The organism is Streptomyces sp. NPDC005494 (assembly GCF_042872025.1).
Taxonomy (GTDB): Bacteria; Actinomycetota; Actinomycetes; order Streptomycetales; family Streptomycetaceae; genus Streptomyces.
In genome coordinates, this window is the sequence record NZ_JBIAJR010000002.1 from 719,082 (window position 1) to 738,550 (window position 19,469).

Annotated in this window: 23 protein-coding genes and 1 pseudogene; 16 read left to right on the top strand and 8 right to left on the bottom strand. The window is 70.3% G+C overall.

Annotated elements, in window-relative coordinates; all coding sequences use genetic code 11:
- Positions 1 to 5: 5 nt before the first annotated feature.
- A complete protein-coding gene (locus ACFYQ6_RS08960) occupies positions 6 to 1,295 on the top strand; it encodes an FAD-binding protein (RefSeq protein ID WP_361576774.1) in 1,290 nt (429 codons plus the stop codon).
- A gap of 36 nt (positions 1,296 to 1,331) precedes the next feature.
- On the opposite strand, the gene ACFYQ6_RS08965 is transcribed toward ACFYQ6_RS08960, so the two are convergent.
- The 3 genes from ACFYQ6_RS08965 to ACFYQ6_RS08975 form a co-directional block, all read right to left on the bottom strand.
- On the bottom strand, positions 1,332 to 2,291 hold the full coding sequence (locus ACFYQ6_RS08965; RefSeq protein ID WP_361576777.1) for an MASE1 domain-containing protein: 960 nt from the start codon (positions 2,289 to 2,291) through the stop codon (positions 1,332 to 1,334).
- Positions 2,292 to 2,352: 61 nt separating this feature from the next.
- Positions 2,353 to 3,186, bottom strand: coding sequence for a PP2C family protein-serine/threonine phosphatase (locus tag ACFYQ6_RS08970; RefSeq protein ID WP_361576780.1), 834 nt, complete (start codon positions 3,184 to 3,186; stop codon positions 2,353 to 2,355).
- 89 nt (positions 3,187 to 3,275) lie between these two features.
- Positions 3,276 to 3,755 carry a MarR family winged helix-turn-helix transcriptional regulator gene (locus tag ACFYQ6_RS08975; protein ID WP_388761912.1) on the bottom strand — a complete coding sequence of 160 codons (480 nt, stop codon included), beginning with the start codon at positions 3,753 to 3,755 and terminating at the stop codon, positions 3,276 to 3,278.
- Between the two features lie 110 nt (positions 3,756 to 3,865).
- On the opposite strand from ACFYQ6_RS08975, the gene ACFYQ6_RS08980 reads away from it, so the two are divergent.
- The 3 genes from ACFYQ6_RS08980 to ACFYQ6_RS08990 all read left to right on the top strand — a co-directional run bounded on the left by ACFYQ6_RS08980 (position 3,866) and on the right by ACFYQ6_RS08990 (position 5,398).
- A complete protein-coding gene (locus ACFYQ6_RS08980; RefSeq protein ID WP_361576786.1) occupies positions 3,866 to 4,276 on the top strand; it encodes an organic hydroperoxide resistance protein in 411 nt (136 codons plus the stop codon).
- A 239-nt stretch (positions 4,277 to 4,515) separates the two neighbouring features.
- Positions 4,516 to 4,725, top strand: a complete 210-nt coding sequence (locus ACFYQ6_RS08985; protein WP_361577295.1) for a hypothetical protein — start codon at positions 4,516 to 4,518, stop codon at positions 4,723 to 4,725.
- Positions 4,726 to 4,750: 25 nt separating this feature from the next.
- Positions 4,751 to 5,398, top strand: coding sequence for an SGNH/GDSL hydrolase family protein (locus ACFYQ6_RS08990; RefSeq protein WP_361576789.1), 648 nt, complete (start codon positions 4,751 to 4,753; stop codon positions 5,396 to 5,398).
- A gap of 23 nt (positions 5,399 to 5,421) precedes the next feature.
- On the opposite strand, the pseudogene ACFYQ6_RS08995 reads toward ACFYQ6_RS08990, so the two are convergent.
- Positions 5,422 to 5,910, bottom strand: a pseudogene (locus ACFYQ6_RS08995) (ATP-binding protein); the annotation flags it as partial.
- A 209-nt stretch (positions 5,911 to 6,119) separates the two neighbouring features.
- Between ACFYQ6_RS08995 and ACFYQ6_RS09000 the strand changes: the two are divergent.
- Both ACFYQ6_RS09000 and ACFYQ6_RS09005 read left to right on the top strand, forming a co-directional pair.
- Positions 6,120 to 6,356, top strand: coding sequence for a DUF397 domain-containing protein (locus ACFYQ6_RS09000; protein WP_356741282.1), 237 nt, complete (start codon positions 6,120 to 6,122; stop codon positions 6,354 to 6,356).
- 108 nt (positions 6,357 to 6,464) lie between these two features.
- Positions 6,465 to 7,373 carry a helix-turn-helix transcriptional regulator gene (locus ACFYQ6_RS09005; RefSeq protein WP_361576793.1) on the top strand — a complete coding sequence of 303 codons (909 nt, stop codon included), beginning with the start codon at positions 6,465 to 6,467 and terminating at the stop codon, positions 7,371 to 7,373.
- 154 nt (positions 7,374 to 7,527) lie between these two features.
- On the opposite strand, the gene ACFYQ6_RS09010 is transcribed toward ACFYQ6_RS09005, so the two are convergent.
- Complete coding sequence (locus tag ACFYQ6_RS09010; protein WP_361576796.1) at positions 7,528 to 8,343, bottom strand: SAM-dependent methyltransferase; 816 nt, start codon at positions 8,341 to 8,343, stop codon at positions 7,528 to 7,530.
- Between the two features lie 408 nt (positions 8,344 to 8,751).
- Between ACFYQ6_RS09010 and hemC the strand changes: the two genes are divergently transcribed.
- Together hemC and ACFYQ6_RS09020 are read left to right on the top strand one after the other, a co-directional pair.
- The gene (gene hemC / locus ACFYQ6_RS09015) at positions 8,752 to 9,687 is read left to right on the top strand and encodes a hydroxymethylbilane synthase (RefSeq protein WP_361576799.1); all 936 of its coding nucleotides are present in this window, start codon (positions 8,752 to 8,754) and stop codon (positions 9,685 to 9,687) included.
- Between the two features lie 88 nt (positions 9,688 to 9,775).
- Positions 9,776 to 10,162, top strand: coding sequence for a VOC family protein (locus ACFYQ6_RS09020; RefSeq protein ID WP_361576802.1), 387 nt, complete (start codon positions 9,776 to 9,778; stop codon positions 10,160 to 10,162).
- Here ACFYQ6_RS09020 and bla read toward each other — a convergent pair.
- Entirely contained in the window at positions 10,150 to 11,124 is a 975-nt protein-coding gene (bla, locus tag ACFYQ6_RS09025) for a class A beta-lactamase (protein ID WP_361576805.1), read from the bottom strand. The two genes, ACFYQ6_RS09020 and bla, sit on opposite strands and share 13 nt — an antisense overlap.
- Before the next feature lie 158 nt (positions 11,125 to 11,282).
- Positions 11,283 to 12,362 carry a YncE family protein gene (locus ACFYQ6_RS09030; RefSeq protein WP_361576808.1) on the bottom strand — a complete coding sequence of 360 codons (1,080 nt, stop codon included), beginning with the start codon at positions 12,360 to 12,362 and terminating at the stop codon, positions 11,283 to 11,285.
- Positions 12,363 to 12,675: 313 nt separating this feature from the next.
- Between ACFYQ6_RS09030 and ACFYQ6_RS09035 the strand changes: the two genes are divergently transcribed.
- From ACFYQ6_RS09035 to ACFYQ6_RS09045, 3 genes are all read left to right on the top strand, one after another.
- The gene (locus ACFYQ6_RS09035) at positions 12,676 to 13,221 is read left to right on the top strand and encodes an AAA family ATPase (protein ID WP_361577256.1); all 546 of its coding nucleotides are present in this window, start codon (positions 12,676 to 12,678) and stop codon (positions 13,219 to 13,221) included.
- A 177-nt stretch (positions 13,222 to 13,398) separates the two neighbouring features.
- Entirely contained in the window at positions 13,399 to 14,160 is a 762-nt protein-coding gene (locus ACFYQ6_RS09040) for a MerR family transcriptional regulator (protein ID WP_361576811.1), read from the top strand.
- A 235-nt stretch (positions 14,161 to 14,395) separates the two neighbouring features.
- On the top strand, positions 14,396 to 14,743 hold the full coding sequence (locus tag ACFYQ6_RS09045; RefSeq protein ID WP_388761920.1) for a hypothetical protein: 348 nt from the start codon (positions 14,396 to 14,398) through the stop codon (positions 14,741 to 14,743).
- A gap of 114 nt (positions 14,744 to 14,857) precedes the next feature.
- Here ACFYQ6_RS09045 and ACFYQ6_RS09050 read toward each other — a convergent pair whose 3' ends face one another.
- Complete coding sequence (locus ACFYQ6_RS09050; protein ID WP_361576817.1) at positions 14,858 to 15,274, bottom strand: DUF393 domain-containing protein; 417 nt, start codon at positions 15,272 to 15,274, stop codon at positions 14,858 to 14,860.
- Between the two features lie 278 nt (positions 15,275 to 15,552).
- On the opposite strand from ACFYQ6_RS09050, the gene ACFYQ6_RS09055 reads away from it, so the two are divergent.
- From ACFYQ6_RS09055 to ACFYQ6_RS09075, 5 genes are all read left to right on the top strand, one after another.
- Positions 15,553 to 16,119: a tellurite resistance TerB family protein gene (locus ACFYQ6_RS09055; RefSeq protein WP_388761923.1), complete on the top strand. Its 567-nt coding sequence runs from the start codon at positions 15,553 to 15,555 to the stop codon at positions 16,117 to 16,119.
- Between the two features lie 259 nt (positions 16,120 to 16,378).
- Entirely contained in the window at positions 16,379 to 17,017 is a 639-nt protein-coding gene (locus ACFYQ6_RS09060; RefSeq protein WP_388761926.1) for a LysE family translocator, read from the top strand.
- A gap of 331 nt (positions 17,018 to 17,348) precedes the next feature.
- Positions 17,349 to 17,588, top strand: a complete 240-nt coding sequence (locus tag ACFYQ6_RS09065) for a hypothetical protein (protein ID WP_361576826.1) — start codon at positions 17,349 to 17,351, stop codon at positions 17,586 to 17,588.
- Positions 17,588 to 17,860, top strand: coding sequence for a hypothetical protein (locus ACFYQ6_RS09070; RefSeq protein WP_361576829.1), 273 nt, complete (start codon positions 17,588 to 17,590; stop codon positions 17,858 to 17,860). Before ACFYQ6_RS09065 ends, ACFYQ6_RS09070 begins: the two co-directional genes overlap by 1 nt.
- 296 nt (positions 17,861 to 18,156) lie before the next feature.
- Positions 18,157 to 19,407, top strand: a complete 1,251-nt coding sequence (locus tag ACFYQ6_RS09075; RefSeq protein WP_361576832.1) for a M20 family metallopeptidase — start codon at positions 18,157 to 18,159, stop codon at positions 19,405 to 19,407.
- Positions 19,408 to 19,469: the final 62 nt, after the last annotated feature.

Here is a 19,469-nt window from a genome sequence, read left to right on the forward strand (position 1 = left end):
TAGGCATGATCGATCATTCCGCGCAGGCCCGGTCCGCCAGACGTACGAACTGGGCGGGCAACATCACCTTCGGCGCGCAGCAGCTGCACGCGCCCGCGTCGGTGGCCGAGCTCCAGGACATGGTCGCCGGCGGGACGGCGGTGCGGGCGCTGGGCACCGGGCACTCCTTCAACACCGTCGCCGACACCAGCGGCTCCCTCGTGTCCGTCGCCGGGCTGCCCCGCGTGATCGAGGTGGACCAGGATGCCCGGACAGCGACGGTGAGCGCGGGTCTGCGCTTCGGTGAGATCACGGACACGCTGCACCGCAGTGGCTTCGCGCTGCACAACCTGGGCTCCCTGCCTCACATCTCCGTCGCGGGCGCCTGTGCCACCGGCACCCACGGCTCGGGTGTGGGCAACCACAGCCTTGCCGGTGCGGTCAGGGCCCTGGAAGTCGTCACCGCGGACGGCAGCCTGGTGACCCTGCGCCGGGGAGACACCGGCTTCGCCGGCGCGGTGGTGTCGATGGGCGCTCTGGGAGTGGTCACCCGTCTCACTCTGGATCTCGTACCCGCCTTCGACGTCCAGCAGTGGGTGTACGAAGCCTTCCCGCAGGAGCGACTGCTCTCCCGGTTCGACGAGGTGATGTCCGAGGCCTACAGCGTGAGCCTCTTCACCGGCTGGCACGGCGGACCGGTCGACCAGGTGTGGCTGAAGCAGCGCGTCACCGAGGACGGGCCGCGCACCGCGCCGCAACGGTGGCACGGTGCGAAGCTCGCCACGGGGCCCCGGCATCCGGTTCCCGGTGTCGCCGCCGAGCACTGCACGCAGCAGCAGGGCGTCCCCGGCCCCTGGCACGCCCGGCTGCCCCACTTCCGTCTCGAATTCACCCCGAGCAACGGCGAGGAGCTTCAGTCGGAGTACTTCGTCGCCCGGCGCGACGCCGTCGCGGCCTACGAGGCCCTGGACCGCATCCGGGAGCGCTTCGCCCCGGTGCTCCAGATCGGCGAGATCCGCACGGTGGCCGGCGACGACCTGTGGCTGAGTCCGGCGCAGGGCCGGGATTCGGTGGCGTTCCACTTCACCTGGGTGCCCGACACCGCAGCGGTGACACCGGCGCTCGTTGCTGTCGAGGAGGCGCTCGCGCCGTTCGCCGCGCGGCCGCACTGGGGCAAGGTGTTCACCACGGCACACGACGCTCTGCGAGAGCTGTATCCGCACTACGACGACTTCGACGGGCTGGCCGCCCGGTTCGACCCGGCGGGCAAGTTCCGCAACGGCTTCCTGGCGCACCACTTCCCCCGTGACGCCTGAGCTCCACCGAATGCCGTCTCGCTCCGCGGCCGGCGGTCAGCTCCCCGCCGAAGGCCGCGGCGAGAGTTCCTCCACGAGAGCGGCCAGCTCCTCGCACGCCACCTCCGTCTCGTGGCGGATGTTGTTGTGCTCGGTCACGATCGCCGCCAGCAGGAGCGCGGTGAGCGCGAGGCAGCCGTTGAGGATGCACAGGTTGAGCATGACCTCGAGCACGGAGTGGTCCGCGAACGGACCCACGCCTTCCGTTCCGGCGATGATCGCCATGACGGACATGAGGAGGGCGCACGGAGCGCTCCCGGCCAGCTGGAAGCGCAGGGCGGCCCACACCAGTACCGGGAAGACCAGGTAGATCATGGACAGGGAGCTCCTGGTGGCGATGACCGTCGCCACCACGGCGACGACCGCCAGCGCCACCGTCTCGATCCAGCGGTCGTCCATCCGCGGCATCCGCGCCCTGCGCAGGACCAGGAGGAGCGGCGTGACCATGAGGACGCCCATGGCGTCACCCGCCCACCATGCCGACCAGACCTGCCAGAACTGGCCCGCGGGCAGAGAGCCGCTCAGTAGCTGGACACCGGCTCCCCCGGTGGCGCTGATGACCATCCCTCCCATCGCCCCGAGGAAGACCAGGGCGACGCCGTCGCGCAGGCGGTCCAGTTCGGAGCGGAAGCCCACGACGCGCAGAGCGAGGAACGAGCACAACGGTGCCAGGGTGCTGCCCACCACGATGGCGACGCCCCAGAAGGTGAGGCCGTCACTCAAGGACATGACCGTGAGCAGGGATCCCACCGCGACTCCCGGCCAGATCCGTACACCCGCGTACAGGAACGCGGCGAGGGCGATGCCCGACGGTGGCCACAGCGGCGTGACGACCGAGCTCTCCACCGCCACCTGTCTGAGCAGACCGAGCTGTGCGGACCCGAAGTAGGCAGCGGCGATGACCAGCATCTGCACAGCCAGCACGGCTCGACGTCTGTTTTCCTCGCTGCGGATCACGCACCTCATCAGACACCGCTGACGACGGCTGGCTCCGGTGACACGCGCGGTGGCCCTTCGCTCATGCCGGTTCCGGCGGGGTGGCGTCGTGGCGCAGGACGAGGACGGCCGCGTCGTCCTCGTGGCCCGTGAAGACCGCCGCCTGGAGCACCCGGTCCGCCAGTTCCTCCGCGTCGGCTCCGGCATGGGCGCACACCAGCCGCCGGATCCGGTCCAGGCCGTCGTCGATCGACAGCGACGGTCCCTCTATGACCCCGTCGGTGAGCAGGACGAACGCACCGTCCACAGCGAGGTCGCGCCGGGTGACGGGGTAGTGCTGACGGAAGGCGATCCCCAGGGGCAGACCCCCCGCGTCCGCGGTGATGCCGGAGCGCCCGTCCGTGGTCGCCCACACGCAGGCGACATGGCCGGCGCGGGAGCTCCGCAGCTCCCTGGTCTCCGGATCCAGACGGAGGAAGGAACAGGTCGCGAAGAGGCTGGAATCCATCGAGAGGATCAGATCGTTCGTGCGGCACATCACCTCACCAGGGTCGGCTGACGTGCTGGCGATGGCCCGCATGGCGATGCGGATCTGCCCCATGAAGGCGGCGGCCTCGACGTCATGGCCCTGCACGTCGCCGATGGCGAGACCCAGCGCCCCGTCCGGCAGCACGAACCCGTCGTACCAGTCGCCTCCGATGTCCAGCCCGTCGCGTGCGGGAGCGTAGCGGGCGGCGGTCTGGAGCCCTGGCAGGGCAGGCAGCGCCGCAGGCAGCATCTTGCGCTGCAGGGCCTGCGCCAGTTCGACGCGGGCCTGGTGCAACTCCACTTCCTGCCGGGCACGGGCGGTCAGGTGCTGCAGTGTGTTGAGCAGGTCCTCTGCGCTCGCCGACCGGGGAGTTCGACGCCGGTTCATGGGCCGCTCCGCGTTGCGATAGTTCCTGCATCCTATTTCGGCGGTGATACTCCTGCGAGCGCTGAGCCACGGCCTGCGGAAGGGGCAGGTCAGCCCGCGCGCCCCAGGGACGCGGTGAGCCGTCCCAGGGTCTCCTGCAGCGCCAGGACCTCGTCCACGGACAGGCCGGTGGCCTTGAGGATCGCCCGGGGCACGTGGAGGGCGCGCGCACGCAGCTCCGCTCCGGCCTCGGTGAGCCGGACCGTCACCGACCGCTCGTCCTCCGGGCTGCGCTCACGCGCGACGAGGCTGGCCGACTCCAGCCGCTTCAGCAGCGGAGAGAGGGTGCCGGAGTCCAGGTGCAGCAGCTCGCCGATCGCCTTGACCGGCAGCGGTCCGTGCTCCCAGAGCACCATCATCGCGAGGTACTGCGGATAGGTGAGCCCCAGATCCTTCAGCGCTTCCCTGTAGACGCCGCCGAAGGCGCGGGAGGCCGCCTGCAGGGAGAAGCAGACCTGGTGGTCCAGCCGGAGGAGCTCGGCGTCCGGCAGATCCGACAGGCCGGGAACGGGGGTGGGTGGTGGCGTCATGGCTCCAGAGTAGCCTGCCGGGGCAATTTAGTTGTGCGCAACTAAATTGTGTGTCACTCTTTTGGCGGTGGCCGGCCCGCGGTCACCGCCGCACGAGATGAGGACACCCCATGGACGCGCTGTACACCGCTGCCGCCACCGCGAACGGACGCGAAGGCCGGGCCGTGAGCTCGGACGGCCGGCTCGACCTGGCACTGGCCCTGCCGCCGGCCCTCGGCGGCAACGGCGAGGGCACCAACCCGGAGCAGCTCTTCGCCGCCGGCTACGCCGCCTGCTTCGCCAGCGCGATGAGCTCGGTGGGTCGCGAAATGAAGATCGACACCAAGGACGTCGCGGTGACGGCCGAGGTCTCCATCGGCAAGGACGACACCGGTTTCGGCCTCGCCGTCGTCATGCGCGTCGAACTGCCGGAGGCCCTCGAGGGTGAGACGGGACGGCAGCTGGTCGAGGCGACGCACGCCTACTGCCCGTACTCCAAGGCGACGCGCGGCAACATCGAGGTCGAGCTCGTCGTCGAGTAACCGCCGGTTTCCCGCCCGCCGACCGGGGAAGCGGTTCTCCGAGCGGTGGGAGCCGGCCCCGGGATCCGGCTTCGCGGACCGGCTCCGCCGCCTCCGGGCGGACCGTCCGGGTGGCGTGCCGCCCGGAGGCGGCGGAGCCGGTACCCCGGGTCCGCCGGGAGGCGGTCGGAGACGAGCGCGTACACTCGGCTCCCGTTTCCGCTGATTGGCGGGCATAACCGATCGTTAGGCAGTTTCACGTGAGTTCCGCAGACACATCCGACGCGCCGATCTACGCCGGCCTGGTGGAGGAGCAGGGCGACGTCCCGGCCGAGGTGCGGCGCATCGCCGAGGAGACCCTGCTGGAGGTGGAGAGCGCGCTCGACTTCAGCGCGGTGCGCGCCTCGGCCGGCATGCGCCAGGGGATCATGCCGGGGCGCAGTGGGCAGGATCATTCCGCCGCCCACTGACCCCTCACCCCGTACGGAGCACAGCGTGACCGTCAGCCTGCACCCCTCAGCGACCGTCCTCTTCCAGGGGGACAGCATCACCGACGTGGGCAGGCTCGTGGAGCCGGACAAACCCCTGGGCAACGGCTACGTGCGGATCGCGGCCGACCTGGTGCGCGCCGCGCGGCCCGGCAGCGACGTCACGTTCGTCAACCGGGGCGTCGGCGGCGACCGCGTGGCGGATCTGCGGGACCGGTGGCGAGAGGACGCCGACGGCCTCCGGCCCGACGTCGTGTCGATCCTCATCGGCGTGAACGACACCTGGCGCCGTTACGACTCCGGCGACCTCACTTCGGTGCGGGCGTTCGAGGACGACTACCGCGCCATCCTCACGCAGGTGCGGGAAGGTCCGGACACCCAGCTGATCCTCATCGAGCCCTTCCTCGTACCCGTGAGGGACGAGCAGTGGGCCTGGCGCGAGGACCTCGATCCCAAGATTCAGGCTGTCCGCAGGCTGGCCGAGGAGTTCGACGCGGCACTGCTGGCGGCGGACGGTCTGCTGAACCAGGCCGCACGTGCCGCCGGAGGCGCCGAACACATCGCGGGGGACGGAGTCCACCCGACACCCCACGGGCACACCGTGCTCGCGGAGGCCTGGGCCGCGCTGGCGGGGGTGCGCCCCTCCGGGTCCTGAGGGACCGGAATCCTGGCCCAGACGGTCTTGCCCGCCGTGGTGGGCCGGGACCACCCCCATGAACTGCACAGGGCGTCGATGATGCGCAGACCCCTACCCCGTTCGAGCGATTCGTCATCGGGGCGGAGCACCGGCACGTCGGGGCTGGGATCGTTCACGGCGAAGACGAGGGTGCTGTCCTGACGCGCCAGGCCCAGCCGGGCGGCGGGCAGGTCCGCGGATTCCGCGGTGGGCCGCAGACCGTGACAGACCGCGTTGCTCATCAACTCGCCCGCCACGAGGGCGATGTCGTCCGCGCAGGAGCGCAACCCCCATGACTCGACCGCCTCGCGGACGAACGCGCGCGCCTGCCGCAGACTCTCCTGCCCGGGTCCCAGCCGTCGCGTGGTGAAACCCGGGGCCGCGATGCCGAGATCCCGTGCCAGCTCCTTGTGCGGGTCCGGAGAGAACCCGGCGCGACCTGGCGGGCCGGTCGCCGCTGCTCCGTCACCTGATGTGTTCCGCGCGTGCATGAGCGCTGATCATCCTCCGCACAAGGCCGGTCGATGGGTGCCGTGGGGGCCAAGTGACCACTAGTATCCTCGCCGTCCGTCCACGCGGTGCAATTGCATCCGAAATTGCACCCCCGGGTGTGAGCAGGGGACAACTGTTCACGGTGAGACGGATCCTGACCGCGCACCAGGGGCAGTCCGCATTCCGAGCCGAGAAAGGCATCGATCGCATGCAGCACATCGACAACGGTGTTCCCGCCAACTCCCTCACGGGCGTGGAGTGGAAGAAGAGCCGTCACAGCAACCCCAGTGGCAACTGTGTCGAGATGGCGCTCCTGCCCGCAGGAGGAGTGGCCGTCCGTAATTCCCGGCACCCCGAAGGCCCCGCTCTCGTCTACACCCACGACGAGGTACGCGCGTTCCTCGCCGGCGTCAGGGACGGCGACTTCGACGGTATGGCCGGCTGAGATCCGCAGCGCGAAAGGCTGAATCGGTACGGCTTTCACGTACCGGCAGGACCTCTCGGGGCTCCTGATGGCACACTGGCGTCACGACGCCCGCCCTCAGGAGTCCGCATGCCCGGAATCGAACCGCTTCAGCCGTTACGGAAGCCGGCGCTCGCTCCGGCCGCGGGGGCAAGTCCCACTGCCCTGCGGCTGGTTCTGGGTGCACAGCTGCGGCGTATGCGCGGCGAGGCGGGGTTCACCCCCGAGGCCGCGGCAGCCCGGATCCGCTGTTCCACCGCGAAGATCAGCAGGCTGGAGACGGGGCACTCCCCGTGCAAGGAACGCGACGCCGTCGATCTCCTCGCACTCTACGGTGTGACCGATCCCGCGAGGACGGCCGAGTTCATCGAACTGGTGCGGCGGGCCGGTCGGCGCGGCTGGTGGCGCAACTACGCCGACGTGCTGCCTGACTGGTTCGAGCCACTTGTGGGTCTGGAGGAGGCCGCGGCATCGATCCGGACCTACGAGGGGCACTACATCCCCGGGTTGCTGCAGACGGCCGAGTACGCCTACGCGGTGGTGCGTTCCGGACACGCCCTCGAGTCGGAAGAAATCACCCGGCGCCGGGTCGAACTACGCCTCAAGCGGCAGGAACTGCTCCGACGCCCAGACGCACCCAAGCTCTGGGTGCTGCTCGACGAAGCGGTACTGCTGCGCCCGACGGGCGGTGCCCGAGTGATGCGTGAGCAGCTCGCACATCTGCTGGAGATGACGGAAGAGCCTCATGTGATCGTGCAGGTGGCTCCGTTCGAGGTGACCGCGCACACGTCTCCGGGCAACGGCATCACCTATCTGCGTTTCGCGCTGGAGGGGTTGCCCGATGTCGCGTACATCGAGCACCTGACCAACGCCACCTCGGTGAACAAGCAGGAGAGCACGGACGAGTACCGCTGGATCCTGGACAGCCTCAGCGCCCAGTCCCCGAGTCCGGCGGAGAGCCGGGACCTGCTGAGGCAGGCCCTCGGGCGTTACAGCTGAAGGGCAGGCGGCTCCGGCACGGGTGCCGTGGCTAGTAGCAGGCCGCCCCGGCTCGGTGCCGCGGCGGCCTGCTCTGTTCCCGCTCGGCCGTCACCGCTGGGCGGCCGGGCCCGTCCGTGCCGTCACCGCTGGGCGGCCGTCCCCGCCTGCTCCGTCACCACTTGCGGCCGACGCCGCCGTACTCGATCCACTCCTGGGTCTCCTGCTTCGGCGCCAGATCCGAATCCGGTCGCCAGGTCGAGACCTCCACCAGGCCGGGCTCCAGGACGTCGAGGCCGTCGAGGAAGTCGCGCACGTCGTCCTGCCTGCGCACCCGCCCCCACTGGTTGCCGGTGCTCCGCGCCATGAAATCGGTGACGAAGTCGCGGGTGGCGGCGTCCTCGCTCACGAGCTGGCACACCACGAGGAAGCTCCCCGGCGCCAGCCGGTCCGCCACCCTGCGCACCAGACCCGCCGGGTCGTCCTCGTCCGGGATGCAGTGGAGCACGGACACGAACAGGGCGGCCACGGGCTCGTCGAAATCGATGAGCCGGCGCACCTCGGGGTGATCCAGAATCCCGTCGGTGTCACGCATGTCCGCCTGGATGACCGCGGTCCGGTCGTTCTCCTCGAGTATGGCCTTGCCGTGGGCCAGGACGATCGGGTCGTTGTCTATGTAGACCACCTTGGAGCCGGGGTCCACCAACTGGGCGACCTGATGCACGTTGTCCTGGGTCGGCAGCCCGGATCCGTGGTCGATGAACTGGCGGATCCCGTACTCGGAGGCCAGATGGTGCACCACCCGCCGCAGGAACCGGCGGTTGTTCACGGCAAGGACCTTGGTGCTCGGCACGACCTCCAGCAGCTGCTCGCACGCGACCCGGTCGGCGGGGTAGTTGTCCTTGCCGCCCAGATAGTAGTCGTACATACGCGCGACGCTCGGTACGTTCACGTCGATGTTCTTCGGAATGGAGGTGTCCCCGTTGCTCATCCGGTCCCTCGCGGTTCTGAGAGGAGAAGTCGGTGTCAGTGAGGGGTCATGCTAGGGATCTCGTGGGGTGGCTGACAGTCCTCGGGGGAGTGACGGGGGCCCTGTGACGCCTAATCAGCCAGGTGCGAGCCGTGCCGGACACCCGTGCCGCCGCCGTTCATCGGGCGAGCTCCGGCATATGCCCTCCACCATCACCATCAGGCTGTCGATATGCCCTGGTGGAAAGCCATTTATCGCATGGCACCGCACAGTGGCGGCCGCGCTTCGTTCGGTACAGAGCATGGTTCCGATGCGGCTTGAAATCGACCGTGCATCCCTGAGGTGTTCACCGGCGGAGCAGCCCGAAAGTGGTGTGTGGGTCGGCGTCGGACATTCACCGCCCCGCTCCGGCGCACTATCGTTGGATCCATGTCCGCCCCTGAGCTGATCCGCATCGTCTCGCGCGACTCACCCATGGCCCTGGCCCAGGTCGAACGCGTCCGGGCCGAACTGGCCGCCCTGTACCCGGCCACCGTCACCGAGGTCGTTCCCGTCAGGACCACGGGTGACAAATGGCTGGGAGACCTCTCGAAGGTCGAAGGCAAAGGCGCGTTCACCAAGGAGGTCGACGCGGCCCTGCTCGCAGGGGAGGCCGACCTCGCCGTCCACTGCGTCAAGGACATCCCCGCGGACCGTCCGCTGCCCGCCGGCACGACCTTCGCCGCCTTCCTGGAGCGCGACGACATCCGCGACGCTCTCGTCCACCCTGAGGGTCTCACTCTGGACCAGCTCCCCGAAGGCACCCGTATCGGCACGTCCTCCGTACGCCGGGTCGCGCAACTGGCCTCCTCGCACCCTCACTTGACGTGCATCCCGTTCCGGGGCAACGCCAACCGGCGGCTGGCGAAGCTGGCGGCGGGGGAGGCCGACGCGCTCCTCCTCGCCGTCGCCGGCCTCCACCGGATCGGCCGGCCGGACGTGATCAGTGAGACCCTCGGCCCCGAGACGATGTGCCCCCCGATCGGCGCGGGCGTCCTCGCCCTGCAGTGCCGCGAAGGGGACAGCGCGACCATCGACGCGGTCGGCGCGCTGAATCACCCCGGTACCTTCCGCGAGGTGACGGCGGAGCGCATGTTCCTGCACGTTCTCCAGGGACACTGCAACTCCCCGATCGCCGGGTACGCCACGGCCCACCGCAACGGGGACCTCTCGTTGCGCGCCTGCGTGTTCACCCCCGACGGGAAGACCGTCCTCAACGCGCACGAGTGGGCCGGGCCGCTCGACCCCGCCACGCTCGGCACCTCCGTGGCCGTCACCCTGCTCCGCCAGGGCGCCCGCGAGCTGATCGACTCGATCGCACACTGAGCCCGCCCGGTGCCGTACCCCAGATCCGTGACGTGCCGGCCGGAGAGTGTCACCTCGCCGGCCGGCACGTCCGCGTAGGGTCAGGACCATGGTGCACGTACTGAGCAGCCGGGTACTGCTGAGGCCCAGCGACCCCGACGCCTCGCGCGACTTCTACGGAAAGACGCTCGGGCTGTCCGTCTACAGGGAGTTCGGCACGGGCCGGGAGCGGGGGACGGTCTACTTCCTGGGTGGCGGCTTCCTCGAGGTCTCCGGACGTGCCGACGGGCCACCGGCCGACACACTGAGACTCTGGATGCAGGTCGAGGACTGCGCGGTGGCGCACGAGGAACTGTCGGCGAGGGGCGCGCGCATCCTGCGACCGCCGGTCCAGGAGCCGTGGGGGCTGATCGAGATGTGGATCGCGGACCCGGACGGCCACCGCATCGTCCTGACCGAGGTCCCCTCGGACCACCCGCTGCGCTACCGCCCCTGAGACGCCGGGCCGAGAACCGCGAACGTGACGCGAGCGGCCTCAGCGATCAGTGCGTCCTGGTGCTCGGCCTCCCGGGTGCCGCGACGCGAGAGCACGGCGAGCACGACGGGGGCCGAGTCCGGTGGCCGGACGACGGCGATGTCGTTACGTGTCCCGTAGCCGCCCGTGCCGGTCTTGTCACCCACCAGCCAGCCCTCCGGGGTGCCCGCGCGGATGAGATCGTCGCCCGTCGTGTTACGCCTGAGCAGGTCGTCCAGCAGGGCGCGCTCGTCCTCACCCAGGGTGCTCCCGAGGACGTAGGCACGCAGATCGGTGGCGAGGGCGCGCGGCGTGCTCGTGTCACGGGGATCGCCGGGAGAGGCCTCGCCGAGCTCGGTCTCGTACCGATCGCAGTTCGTCGTCCGGTCACCGAGGGCGCGAAGCGCGTCCTGCAGGGCCCGGGGGCCGCCGAGTTCACGGAAGAGGAGATTGGCCGCGGTGTTGTCGCTGTGGCGGATCGTCGCGTCGCACAGCTCGCGCAGGGTCATACCGGTGTCCACGTGCTTCTCGGTCACGGGCGAGTTGGCCACGAGATCACCGCTTCCGTAGCGCACCCGCCGGTTCAGCCGCTCCACCGTACGGGTGTCCAGCAGGGCGCCGACGAGCAGCGCCTTGCATGTCGAGGCGTAGGCGAAGCGCTCGTCGGCGCGGTGGGAGAGCGATGCGCCGCTGCCGGTGTCGAGGGCGTACACGCCCAGCCGCGCGTCGAACTTCTTCTCGAGTTCGTGGAACGCACGTTCCGCGCTTGCTGTCGCTGCCGCGTGTGCCGTAGCGGCGGGGGAGGCGGATGAACCGGCGGGAGCGGTCCCGGATCGGGCCGGCCTCGCTGAATCGGCGGACGGGGAGCCGCATCCGGAGAGGGAAGCCGTCACGAGGCCGGTCAGGGAGGAGAGCGCGGCGCGGCGGGAAAGGGGTGTCGGCACGAGGTCGATGGCTCCTGGTCGTGGGACCCGCACGGCGGGTGCCGCGCCGGCAGGGTTCCACAGTAGGCCGGCGCCCCCGGTTTCCCGCCGACCCGCCGACCGGGGTGTCGGCGGGGAGGCGGCGGCGGGGGTCGCGTCATCGCGTCCCCCGCCCGGGGTCAACACCCCTTGTGCGCCCGGGAGTCGAGGCGTATCCGGGTCAGCCCGTCCTCGCCCGCGGAGCCGGAGGCCGACTTGTCGAGGACGTAGGCGGTGCTGTCGTCGGTGACCTTCACGTGATTGGGGAGCGCGCTCGTGGCCACGGTCTCCACGACGCCTCCCGCCCGCGGATCGACCACCGAGACGCTGTTCGTCAGGCGGTTCACGACCAGGACGTTGCCGGAGCACGGCTCGGTAGCCACGGACTTCGCGCCTTCTCCTGTGGGTACCGACCGGGCGACCGTGCCGCTCCTCAGGTCCACCACGGAAAGTGTGCCCGAGCCCTGATCGGCCGTGTAGGCGGTCCGGCCGTCCCGGGAGAGCGAGATCGAGAGTGGTCCGGTGCCTGTGGGGATGAGCCGCGGGGCCGAGGACCCCGGAGCCAGCTCGATGATCCGGCTGTTGGTGAAATCGGCGGCGTAGACCTTCCCGGTCCGCTCGTCGACGGCGAGGCCCGTCGGGCCGCTGCCCTCGACGGTGACTCGCCTGATCTCCTTGAAGGTACGGCTGTCGAAGGCCACAAGTGCGCCGTCGCTGAAGGAGCTCGCCCACACGAGGTTCCGTCGCTCGTCCACGACGACCTCACGGGAGTGATTCACGTCCGGGCGTGTGGCGAGGTGCCTGCCGGTCCTCTGGCTGTAGACGGCGACGGAGTTGTTCCGGGTGTTGGTGACCCAGAGGGTGTTGTGCTCGTCGTCCACATCGATGCCGTAGACGGCCTCGACCGTGCTGCCGGTGGGGGGTGTGTAGGCGGCCTCCACCTCGAGAGTGGAGGGGTCGATCCGCAGGAGCTGGGACCCGGTGGTCGGGGCCGGCGGCTGCCCCACGGAAGCGGTGGCCCACAGCACGTCGTTGCGCTCGGAGTAGGCCGACTGGTAGAGACCCTGCGCGAGCGGCACCGTCGTGACGTGCGCGCCGTGCGCGCCGTGCGGGGTGCTGGTGTCCGCCGTTGCGGTGCCGGCCGGCGTGAGGGCGCCGCATGCGGCGAGGGCCACGGCGGTCGCCGCGACGCGGCGGACACGGCGGTTGAGCGAAGCCATGGGTGCTGTTCTCCCTGGGCGGGCACCTCCGACGAGGCGCCCGCGGTAGGCGGACGCGGATGGACCGCGCCCTTCCGGTTCGGCTGCCGGAGGCCACGCAGGCCTCGGAGCCACGGAGAAGCGCAGAGTGACGGGCACTCAGCGCGCGGAACACTCCGGGGCTCGACTTCCCGAGTAAAAGTTAGGCAAGCCTAAGTTAATCTTTGATCAAAGGGAAACCGGATCGCGCGTCCGCGTCCCGGCCGTCACCGTTCGATCCGGTGCGCACCGGTCCACCGGCGAAGGGTCTGCTCTCCGCAGCCGGGCCGGTAACCTGTCCGCCGTGAGGACAGGTACCGAGGCGACCCGGCTCGTCATCGTGCGCGGCAACAGTGCCTCAGGTAAGTCGAGCGTGGCCGGTGGCCTCCGCGATGCCTTCGGCCGGGGCCTTGCCCTGGTCGCCCAGGACAACCTCCGCCGCGTGGTACTGCGTGAACGGGACCGGCGGGGCGCCGCGAACATCGGGCTGATCGACATGACCGCCCGCTACGCCCTGGACGCCGGCTATCACGTCGTGGTCGAGGGCATCCTGTACGCCGATCACTACGGCGACATGCTGGCCCGGCTGAGCGCCGACCACCGGGGCCCCACCCACGCCTACTACCTGCACGTGCCGTTCGAGCAGACCCTCGCCCGGCACTCCACCAAGCCGATCGCGGACGAGGTCGGTGAGTCGCAGTTGCGCGACTGGTACCGGGAACTGGACCTGCTGCCGAACGTCATCGAGACCGTCATCGGCGCCGACAGCGGCCTCGCCTCGACCGTCGACCGCATCATGCGCGACACCGGGCTGGCCGCCCTCCCGGCCATGGAGTCCTGACGCCGGCCGGAAACCCGGGTGCCCACTGACGCGCCGCGCGTGACGGCACTCCCGGCTCGTCGGCCGGGCGAGGAGATGCTGTGCCGACAGGGGTTGAAGCTGCCGCAACGGCAGCCTCTACCGTCACGACCAGGGCCGGAGAGACCGGCCCGGCGGAGCGTTCGTGAGGGAGCTGTCATGCAGTGGCCGATCGCGGAGGTCGCCCGGATGTCGGGTGTGACGGCCCGCACCCTGCGGCACTACGACGAGATCGGACTGCTGCCGCCGGCCCGGATCGGATCCAACGGGCACCGCTACTACGAGGAGCAGCAGCTCCTGCTGTTGCAGCAGATCCTCGTCCTGCGGGCGCTCGGGGTGGGCCTGCCGGAGATCGGCCGCGTTCTGGCCGAACAGGTCGACGAGGTGGAGGCTCTGCGCGGCCACCGGCGCCGTCTGCTCGCGGAGCGCGACCGGCTCGATGCCCTGGCCGAGACCGTCTCACGCACGATCGCCGAACTGGAACAGTCCAGGAAGGACGGAAGGCCCATGACTGCCGTCAATCGACCGGAGAACCTGTTCGAGGGCGTACAGCCCACTCAGTACGCGGAGTCCCTGCGCGACTTCCCCGACCACGCCGACGCGGTCGGGCGCCACACCGCGACGATGAGCCAGGAGGAGATCGAGGCCGGACAACGTGGCCGCACCGCGCAGATGATCCGGCTGGCAGATCTGCTGGCGGCCGGCCACCCGGCCGCCGCCGCACCCGTACAGGCCGAGATCGACGCGCAGTACCGGGCGCTCAACCGCCTGCGCGGCGTTTCCGCCGGGGAGTTCCGTGCGATGGGGCGCTCGTGCGTGGACAACGAGCGGTTGCGGACGGCGTACGAAGCGATCGCCCCCGGTCTGGCCGCGTACCAGCGGGACGCCGTCGAGGCGTACGCCGCGTCCGAGCTGCGCTGAGCCGTCACCCGGGACTGCGGCGAAGGATCAAGCCCTGCGGCGCCGTCACCGGGCGATGCGGCCGGGGTGCAGCTCGTGGCAGTGAACGGTGGACGCTGCGCTCGTCGCTCCACCGCGTGTGTGGTGGAGCGACGAGTGGTACGAACACGGACTGCGGTGCGAACTGCACCGGTGCGGTGTGCGCCCCTGGGGACGAGGTGGTGTTTCCGGGCCGCGCACAGTAGAACTGGGCCTCATGTATGACCAGCAGCCCTCTCACCCGGCCCGGATGCCCGTGCCCCCAGGGGCGTATCTGCCGCCGCCGGCACGGGAACTCGGCGCCGGCTACCGGCGCTGGGCTCGCATCCTCGTCGGGCTCGCGATCGCCATCGCGGTCCTCGTGGTGGTCGCGGCCGTGGCGAGCGTCGTCCTCCTCGTGCAGGCGGACGCCGACTCGGCAAACGCGGCCTACGGTTACCTCGCCATCGTGCTCTGGGTCGGGATCGCTCTCGCCGTCCCTGTCCTCCTCGCGGTCGCCATCCCTGGCGCGGTCATGACCCGGCGTGTGCGGCAGCAGAGGCAGGCGGGGATCACGCGGCCGTGACGCGCCGTCAGGTGTAGGGAACGGCGCCTGTGGAGAAGCGGAGTGGTCTGCCGCGCCGAGCGGTGAGTGGGCCGCGCCGACAGTGATACGGCGCCGGGTTCTCCCCCTGCTCGCTCAGCGCTCTGTGCGCGCCGGGGCCGCCGGGGGCTGGGGACGGCGGTCCGGGGGCAGACCGCATGCGGGCGTCCCGCCCGGCAGCCGTTCACGGTTGTCCGCGACGAGCCGGTAGACCCCGTGGGCGATCCAGCGGAAGGGCGGCAGGGTGAGCAGTGCTCCCAGAACACTCCAGCCCTTTCCGGCGCTCAGCAGCAGCTTGGCGACCGCCTGCGCACCGCCGTGGATCGACCCGGTCGGCGTGATCCACAACACCTCGTGCGCGGCCCGCTCCTGAGTCGTACCCAGGGACTCCAGATCGGCGAACTGCCAGGGGCTGATCTCGCAGCGCGGCCGGATGTGCCGTTCGGCGAAGACCACCGAGGACGTGCAGAAGGAGCAGTCACCGTCGTAGACGAGTACAGGTCGGGTGCGCATGACTCGATGATGCCGCACAGGGCGGCGTTGCTCGGCCAGGTTTGGGGGGACGGTGGCGTCGCCGCCCAGGGCGAGGGTCAGGGCGGGCGGTGGGCTCCTGCCCGGGGACAGGGGCCGGGTCTCGCTCGGGGCGGTCACGACGAGTCCCGGCGGGCGGCAAAGGGCAGCCGGGCAAAAGGATCCGCTACTTTGCGGAACCTTTACCCGGGGCGAGCCGTTGGCCAGGTGAGCCGACGGGCTCCTGACCGATCATTCAGACGAAGACCGAGGTGACCTCAATGGCAGTGTGGGACCGGCTCAAGGATCAGGCCAGGACTCTCCAGCAGTCCCAGGGCGCGCGGGGGGCAAGCGGCGGACAGACCAGCGCCGCCGGCGGTCACGGATCGCACGGATCCGGCGGCGGATCCCGTGCCCAGCTGGTCAGTACGCTCAAGTCGCAGCTCGCCTCACTCAAGACGGAGCTGAAGAGCGGCGCGTACAGGGACGCCAGCATGGCCATGTGCGCACTCGTCGCGGCAGCGGACGGGCACGTGGACCCCGCCGAGCGCCAGCACGTGGAGTCGATGATCCTCGGCAACGAGGTGTTGCAGAACTTCCCGCCGGAGCAGCTGCGGCAGCGCTTCGGCAAGCACGTCGACCAGCTGACCTTCAACTTCCAGCAGGGCAAGGCCGAAGCGATGCAGGAGATCGTCAAGACGGCCAAGAAGCCGACCGAGGCACGTGCCGTACTCCAGACCGGCATCGTCATCGCCGGAGCCGACGGCAACTTCTCACAGCCTGAGCACGCGATCCTTCTGGAAGCGTGCACGGCACTCGGGCTGTCCCCCGCGGAGTTCCAGCTCTGATCCGCCCCCGAGAGGGCGGCCTGTCGTACGCCGGGGCGCAGCGTGCTCGTTCGGCGCCTGACCCGGCGTGCGCGGGCGAGGTGAGCACATCGCCGCGGTGCTCCGGGACATAGCAAGGAGACCGCGCGAGCATGTGAGCAGTCGGGGACTGCACGGCACTTCGCCGTGAGATCCGGCTGTTGCCGGGGCGGAGAGCGACCGCTCCTTCGGAGATCAAAAGGGGTGAGCGGTCGATGTCGCCCGTGCTTACATGGATGGCATGGTCTCTGCTGAGCGCTTGCTCGCCTTCGCGGCTATGTCGTTGCTCCTCATCGTGGTACCCGGTCCCAGTGTGCTCTTCGTGATCGGGCGAGCCCTGGCACAAGGGCGCCGCGCCGCGCTCACCACGGTGGTGGGGAACACGCTCGGCGCCTATGTGCTCATCGTGGCCGTGGCTCTCGGGGTCGGATCGGTCGTGGAGCGGTCTGTCCTGGTGTTCACCATGCTCAAGCTCGCCGGCGCCGCCTACCTGGTGTATCTGGGTGTCAGAGCATGGCGGCAGCGGGGCTCACTGCAGGCCGCGTTCACGGCGGAGAAGTCCACACAGGGCGGCCTGCGGACCCTGTGGGAAGGCTTTGCAGTCGGCGTGGCCAACCCGAAGACCATCGTGTTCTTCGCTGCCGTCCTTCCGCAGTTCGTCGACCGAGCACATGGCCACGTGGTGATGCAGATGCTCGTGCTGGGGCTGGTCTTCAACATCATCGCGGTGGCCTGCGACAGCGCGTGGGGACTGGTCGCGGCAACGGGGCGCGACTGGTTCGCCCGCTCTCCCCGCAGGCTCTCCCTGGTCGGGGGCGTCGGTGGCCTGACGATGATCGGCCTCGGTGTCACGGTGGCCGTGACAGGGCGCAAGGAATGATCCCTGGACCGTGGCCCGCTCGCGGCAATTTCGTGGGAACGGTGGTGGGGGGTGCCGGGGTGTCGAGCCGGCCGCGGCCCCTCTACTCCCTGCGTCGGATCGCCGGATCACCGGGCGTCCGCACCGACCGTGCCCCGAGCAGCCGAAGGGCTGTCCGAGCGGCGCAAGGTTTTGCCCGAGCAGCCGAAGGCCTGCCCGATTCGCCGGCGGGGCTTGCGCGAGCAGCCGAAGGCATGCCTGAGCGACCGGGGTTTGCGCGAGTGGGTGACCGGCTCGTGGGTCGAGGGATACCGTTGAAGGGCCACGCCAAGTCCGCCCCCTGGAGCCCTCGATGAGCGAGCAGCCGGCCGTTGCCGTCCCCTCAGCAGAACGGAAGCCGCTGGAGCCCGAGGCCGCCGAAGCGGTTCGTGCGTACGCCGCCAGAACCCGTGCGAACGCTGACCGTCTCGCTGCGGTGCTCGAGGACATCGCCGCCAACGGCCTGCCCTCGCTGGACGAGTGCACCCCCTGGGAGGACCTCCGCGACGCTCGCCTCGCCCAGCTCGCCGACGTGCGCCCCGCCGTCGCCTGATGGCTCCCAGACGAGCCCGTATCGCGTTCAGCGACTCCGCGGCCAAGCAGCTGGAAGAACTCTCCGAACGCGCCGTGCATGCCCTCGACCGCACTCTCGTCGCGGTCAGCGTCGACCCCGACATCGGTGAACCCATCGATGGCACCACGGCATCCGGCCCGGCGGGGCAGCCCGCCCTGCGCCAGTACGCCGACGAAGTCGAGGACGTGCGAGTCCTGTACTTCGTCACCGCACTGCGTACCGTCGTGGTGATCGCCTACATCGAGGCGTGAGCGCACCCACGCGCTGGCGGCAGTCCTCGAACCCGCACCACGCCCCTCCCGCAGGCGCGTCCCAGGGCGTGGGCACAGGGACGCCCCCGCAGGCGCGTCCCAGGGCGTGGGCACAGGGACGCCCCCGCAGGCGCGTCCCAGGGCGGGGGCACAGGGACGCGGACAAAGCCGAGCCATCCTTTTCGGGGCTCGACGGCGGGCGCCGCGCTCGGCGGTGCCCTGACCGCCTGCCTCGTCACTGCGGCCGGTAGCCTCGGCAGGAGCAGGTAGCACGCGAGCCACCGGACGGAGTCAGCATGACCGACAGCGCCCGTGTCGTGCTGGAAGGCCTCGACAGCATCCGGTCCGACACCGAGGATCTCTACAAGGACCTCCACCGCCACCCCGAACTGGGCCTGCGGGAGCACCGGACGGCGAAGAAGGCTGCCGACGCCCTGCGCGCGCTCGGCTACCAGGTCGTCGACGGTATCGGCGGCACCGGTGTGATCGGAATCCTGGTCAACGGTGAGGGCCCCACCGTCATGGCCCGGGCCGACATGGACGCGCTCCCGGTCCGGGAGCAGACGGGCCTGCCCTACGCCTCCACGGCTACCGTGACCGGGGAAGACGGCACCGAGCTGCCCGTGATGCACGCCTGTGGGCACGACATGCACGTCGCCGCCCTGGTCGGCTGCGCACGCCTGCTGGCCGAGAGCAAGGAGGCGTGGAAGGGCACCTTCGTGGCGCTTTTCCAGCCCTCGGAGGAGCGGGGCGACGGCGCGGACGCGATGCTCGCGGACGGCCTGACCTCCAAGGCGCCCCAGCCCGATGTCGTGCTCGCCCAGCACGTGTTGCCCTACCCGGCCGGCTACGTGGGCACCCGCGCCGGATCCTTCCTCTCGGCGGCGGACAGTCTGCGCATCACCGTTCATGGCAGGGGAGGGCACGGCTCGATGCCACAGGTGACGGTGGACCCGGTGGTCATGGCCGCCATGATCGTCGTACGCCTGCAGACCATCGTCTCCCGGGAGGTGGCGGCTCTGACCCCTGCTGTCGTCACCGTAGGGAGTATCCACGCGGGCACCGACCCCAACATCATCCCGGACCGAGCCGTCATCCAGGTGAACGTCCGGACGTACGACGACGATTCACGCGTCCGGGTGCTGGCGGCCATCGAGCGGGTCGTGACGGCCGAGTGCCAGGCGTCCGGTGCTCCGAAGCCGCCCGAGATCGAGAAGATCACCTCGTTCCCCCCGACCGTCAACGACGCCGCGGTGACCCGGAGGGTCGCGCAGGCGTTCGCCGGGCACTTCGGTGAGAACGCGGAGACCGTCGACGTGCAGACCGCCAGCGAGGACATGAGCAAGATTCCCGGAGCCTTCGGCGTGCCGTTCACCTACTGGGGCATCGGCGGTTCCGACCCGGCTCTCTTCGCGACGGCCGACGGCGCGGGCGCAGGGCGCGTCCCGGTCAACCACAGTCCGCACTTCGCCCCCGTACTCCAGCCCACACTCGACACCGGTGTGAGCGCTCTCGTCGTCGCGGCACTCTCCTGGCTCTCGGACTGAGGTCCACGCGGCAGGCGGCCCTGCCCGGTGCACGCGCGGCGCGCCCTGAGAGGAGCCTCGCG

Bases quoted from the DNA above. Each gene is read 5' to 3' on its own strand.
- ACFYQ6_RS09000 (WP_356741282.1), top strand. From the start codon at position 6,120: ATGCAGCACATCGACAACGGTGTTCCCGCCAACTCCCTCACGGGCGTG.
- ACFYQ6_RS09055 (WP_388761923.1), top strand. From the start codon at position 15,553: ATGGCAGTGTGGGACCGGCTCAAGGATCAGGCCAGGACTCTCCAGCAG.
- ACFYQ6_RS09020 (WP_361576802.1), top strand. From the start codon at position 9,776: ATGGTGCACGTACTGAGCAGCCGGGTACTGCTGAGGCCCAGCGACCCC.
- ACFYQ6_RS08975 (WP_388761912.1), bottom strand. From the start codon at position 3,755: ATGACGCCACCACCCACCCCCGTTCCCGGCCTGTCGGATCTGCCGGAC.
- ACFYQ6_RS09040 (WP_361576811.1), top strand. From the start codon at position 13,399: ATGCAGTGGCCGATCGCGGAGGTCGCCCGGATGTCGGGTGTGACGGCC.
- ACFYQ6_RS09060 (WP_388761926.1), top strand. From the start codon at position 16,379: ATGGTCTCTGCTGAGCGCTTGCTCGCCTTCGCGGCTATGTCGTTGCTC.
- ACFYQ6_RS08960 (WP_361576774.1), top strand. From the start codon at position 6: ATGATCGATCATTCCGCGCAGGCCCGGTCCGCCAGACGTACGAACTGG.
- ACFYQ6_RS09070 (WP_361576829.1), top strand. From the start codon at position 17,588: ATGGCTCCCAGACGAGCCCGTATCGCGTTCAGCGACTCCGCGGCCAAG.
- ACFYQ6_RS09075 (WP_361576832.1), top strand. From the start codon at position 18,157: ATGACCGACAGCGCCCGTGTCGTGCTGGAAGGCCTCGACAGCATCCGG.
- ACFYQ6_RS09045 (WP_388761920.1), top strand. From the start codon at position 14,396: ATGTATGACCAGCAGCCCTCTCACCCGGCCCGGATGCCCGTGCCCCCA.
- ACFYQ6_RS09010 (WP_361576796.1), bottom strand. From the start codon at position 8,343: ATGAGCAACGGGGACACCTCCATTCCGAAGAACATCGACGTGAACGTA.
- ACFYQ6_RS09030 (WP_361576808.1), bottom strand. From the start codon at position 12,362: ATGGCTTCGCTCAACCGCCGTGTCCGCCGCGTCGCGGCGACCGCCGTG.
- ACFYQ6_RS09065 (WP_361576826.1), top strand. From the start codon at position 17,349: ATGAGCGAGCAGCCGGCCGTTGCCGTCCCCTCAGCAGAACGGAAGCCG.
- ACFYQ6_RS08970 (WP_361576780.1), bottom strand. From the start codon at position 3,186: ATGAACCGGCGTCGAACTCCCCGGTCGGCGAGCGCAGAGGACCTGCTC.
- hemC (WP_361576799.1), top strand. From the start codon at position 8,752: ATGTCCGCCCCTGAGCTGATCCGCATCGTCTCGCGCGACTCACCCATG.
- ACFYQ6_RS09050 (WP_361576817.1), bottom strand. From the start codon at position 15,274: ATGCGCACCCGACCTGTACTCGTCTACGACGGTGACTGCTCCTTCTGC.
- ACFYQ6_RS09005 (WP_361576793.1), top strand. From the start codon at position 6,465: ATGCCCGGAATCGAACCGCTTCAGCCGTTACGGAAGCCGGCGCTCGCT.
- ACFYQ6_RS08980 (WP_361576786.1), top strand. From the start codon at position 3,866: ATGGACGCGCTGTACACCGCTGCCGCCACCGCGAACGGACGCGAAGGC.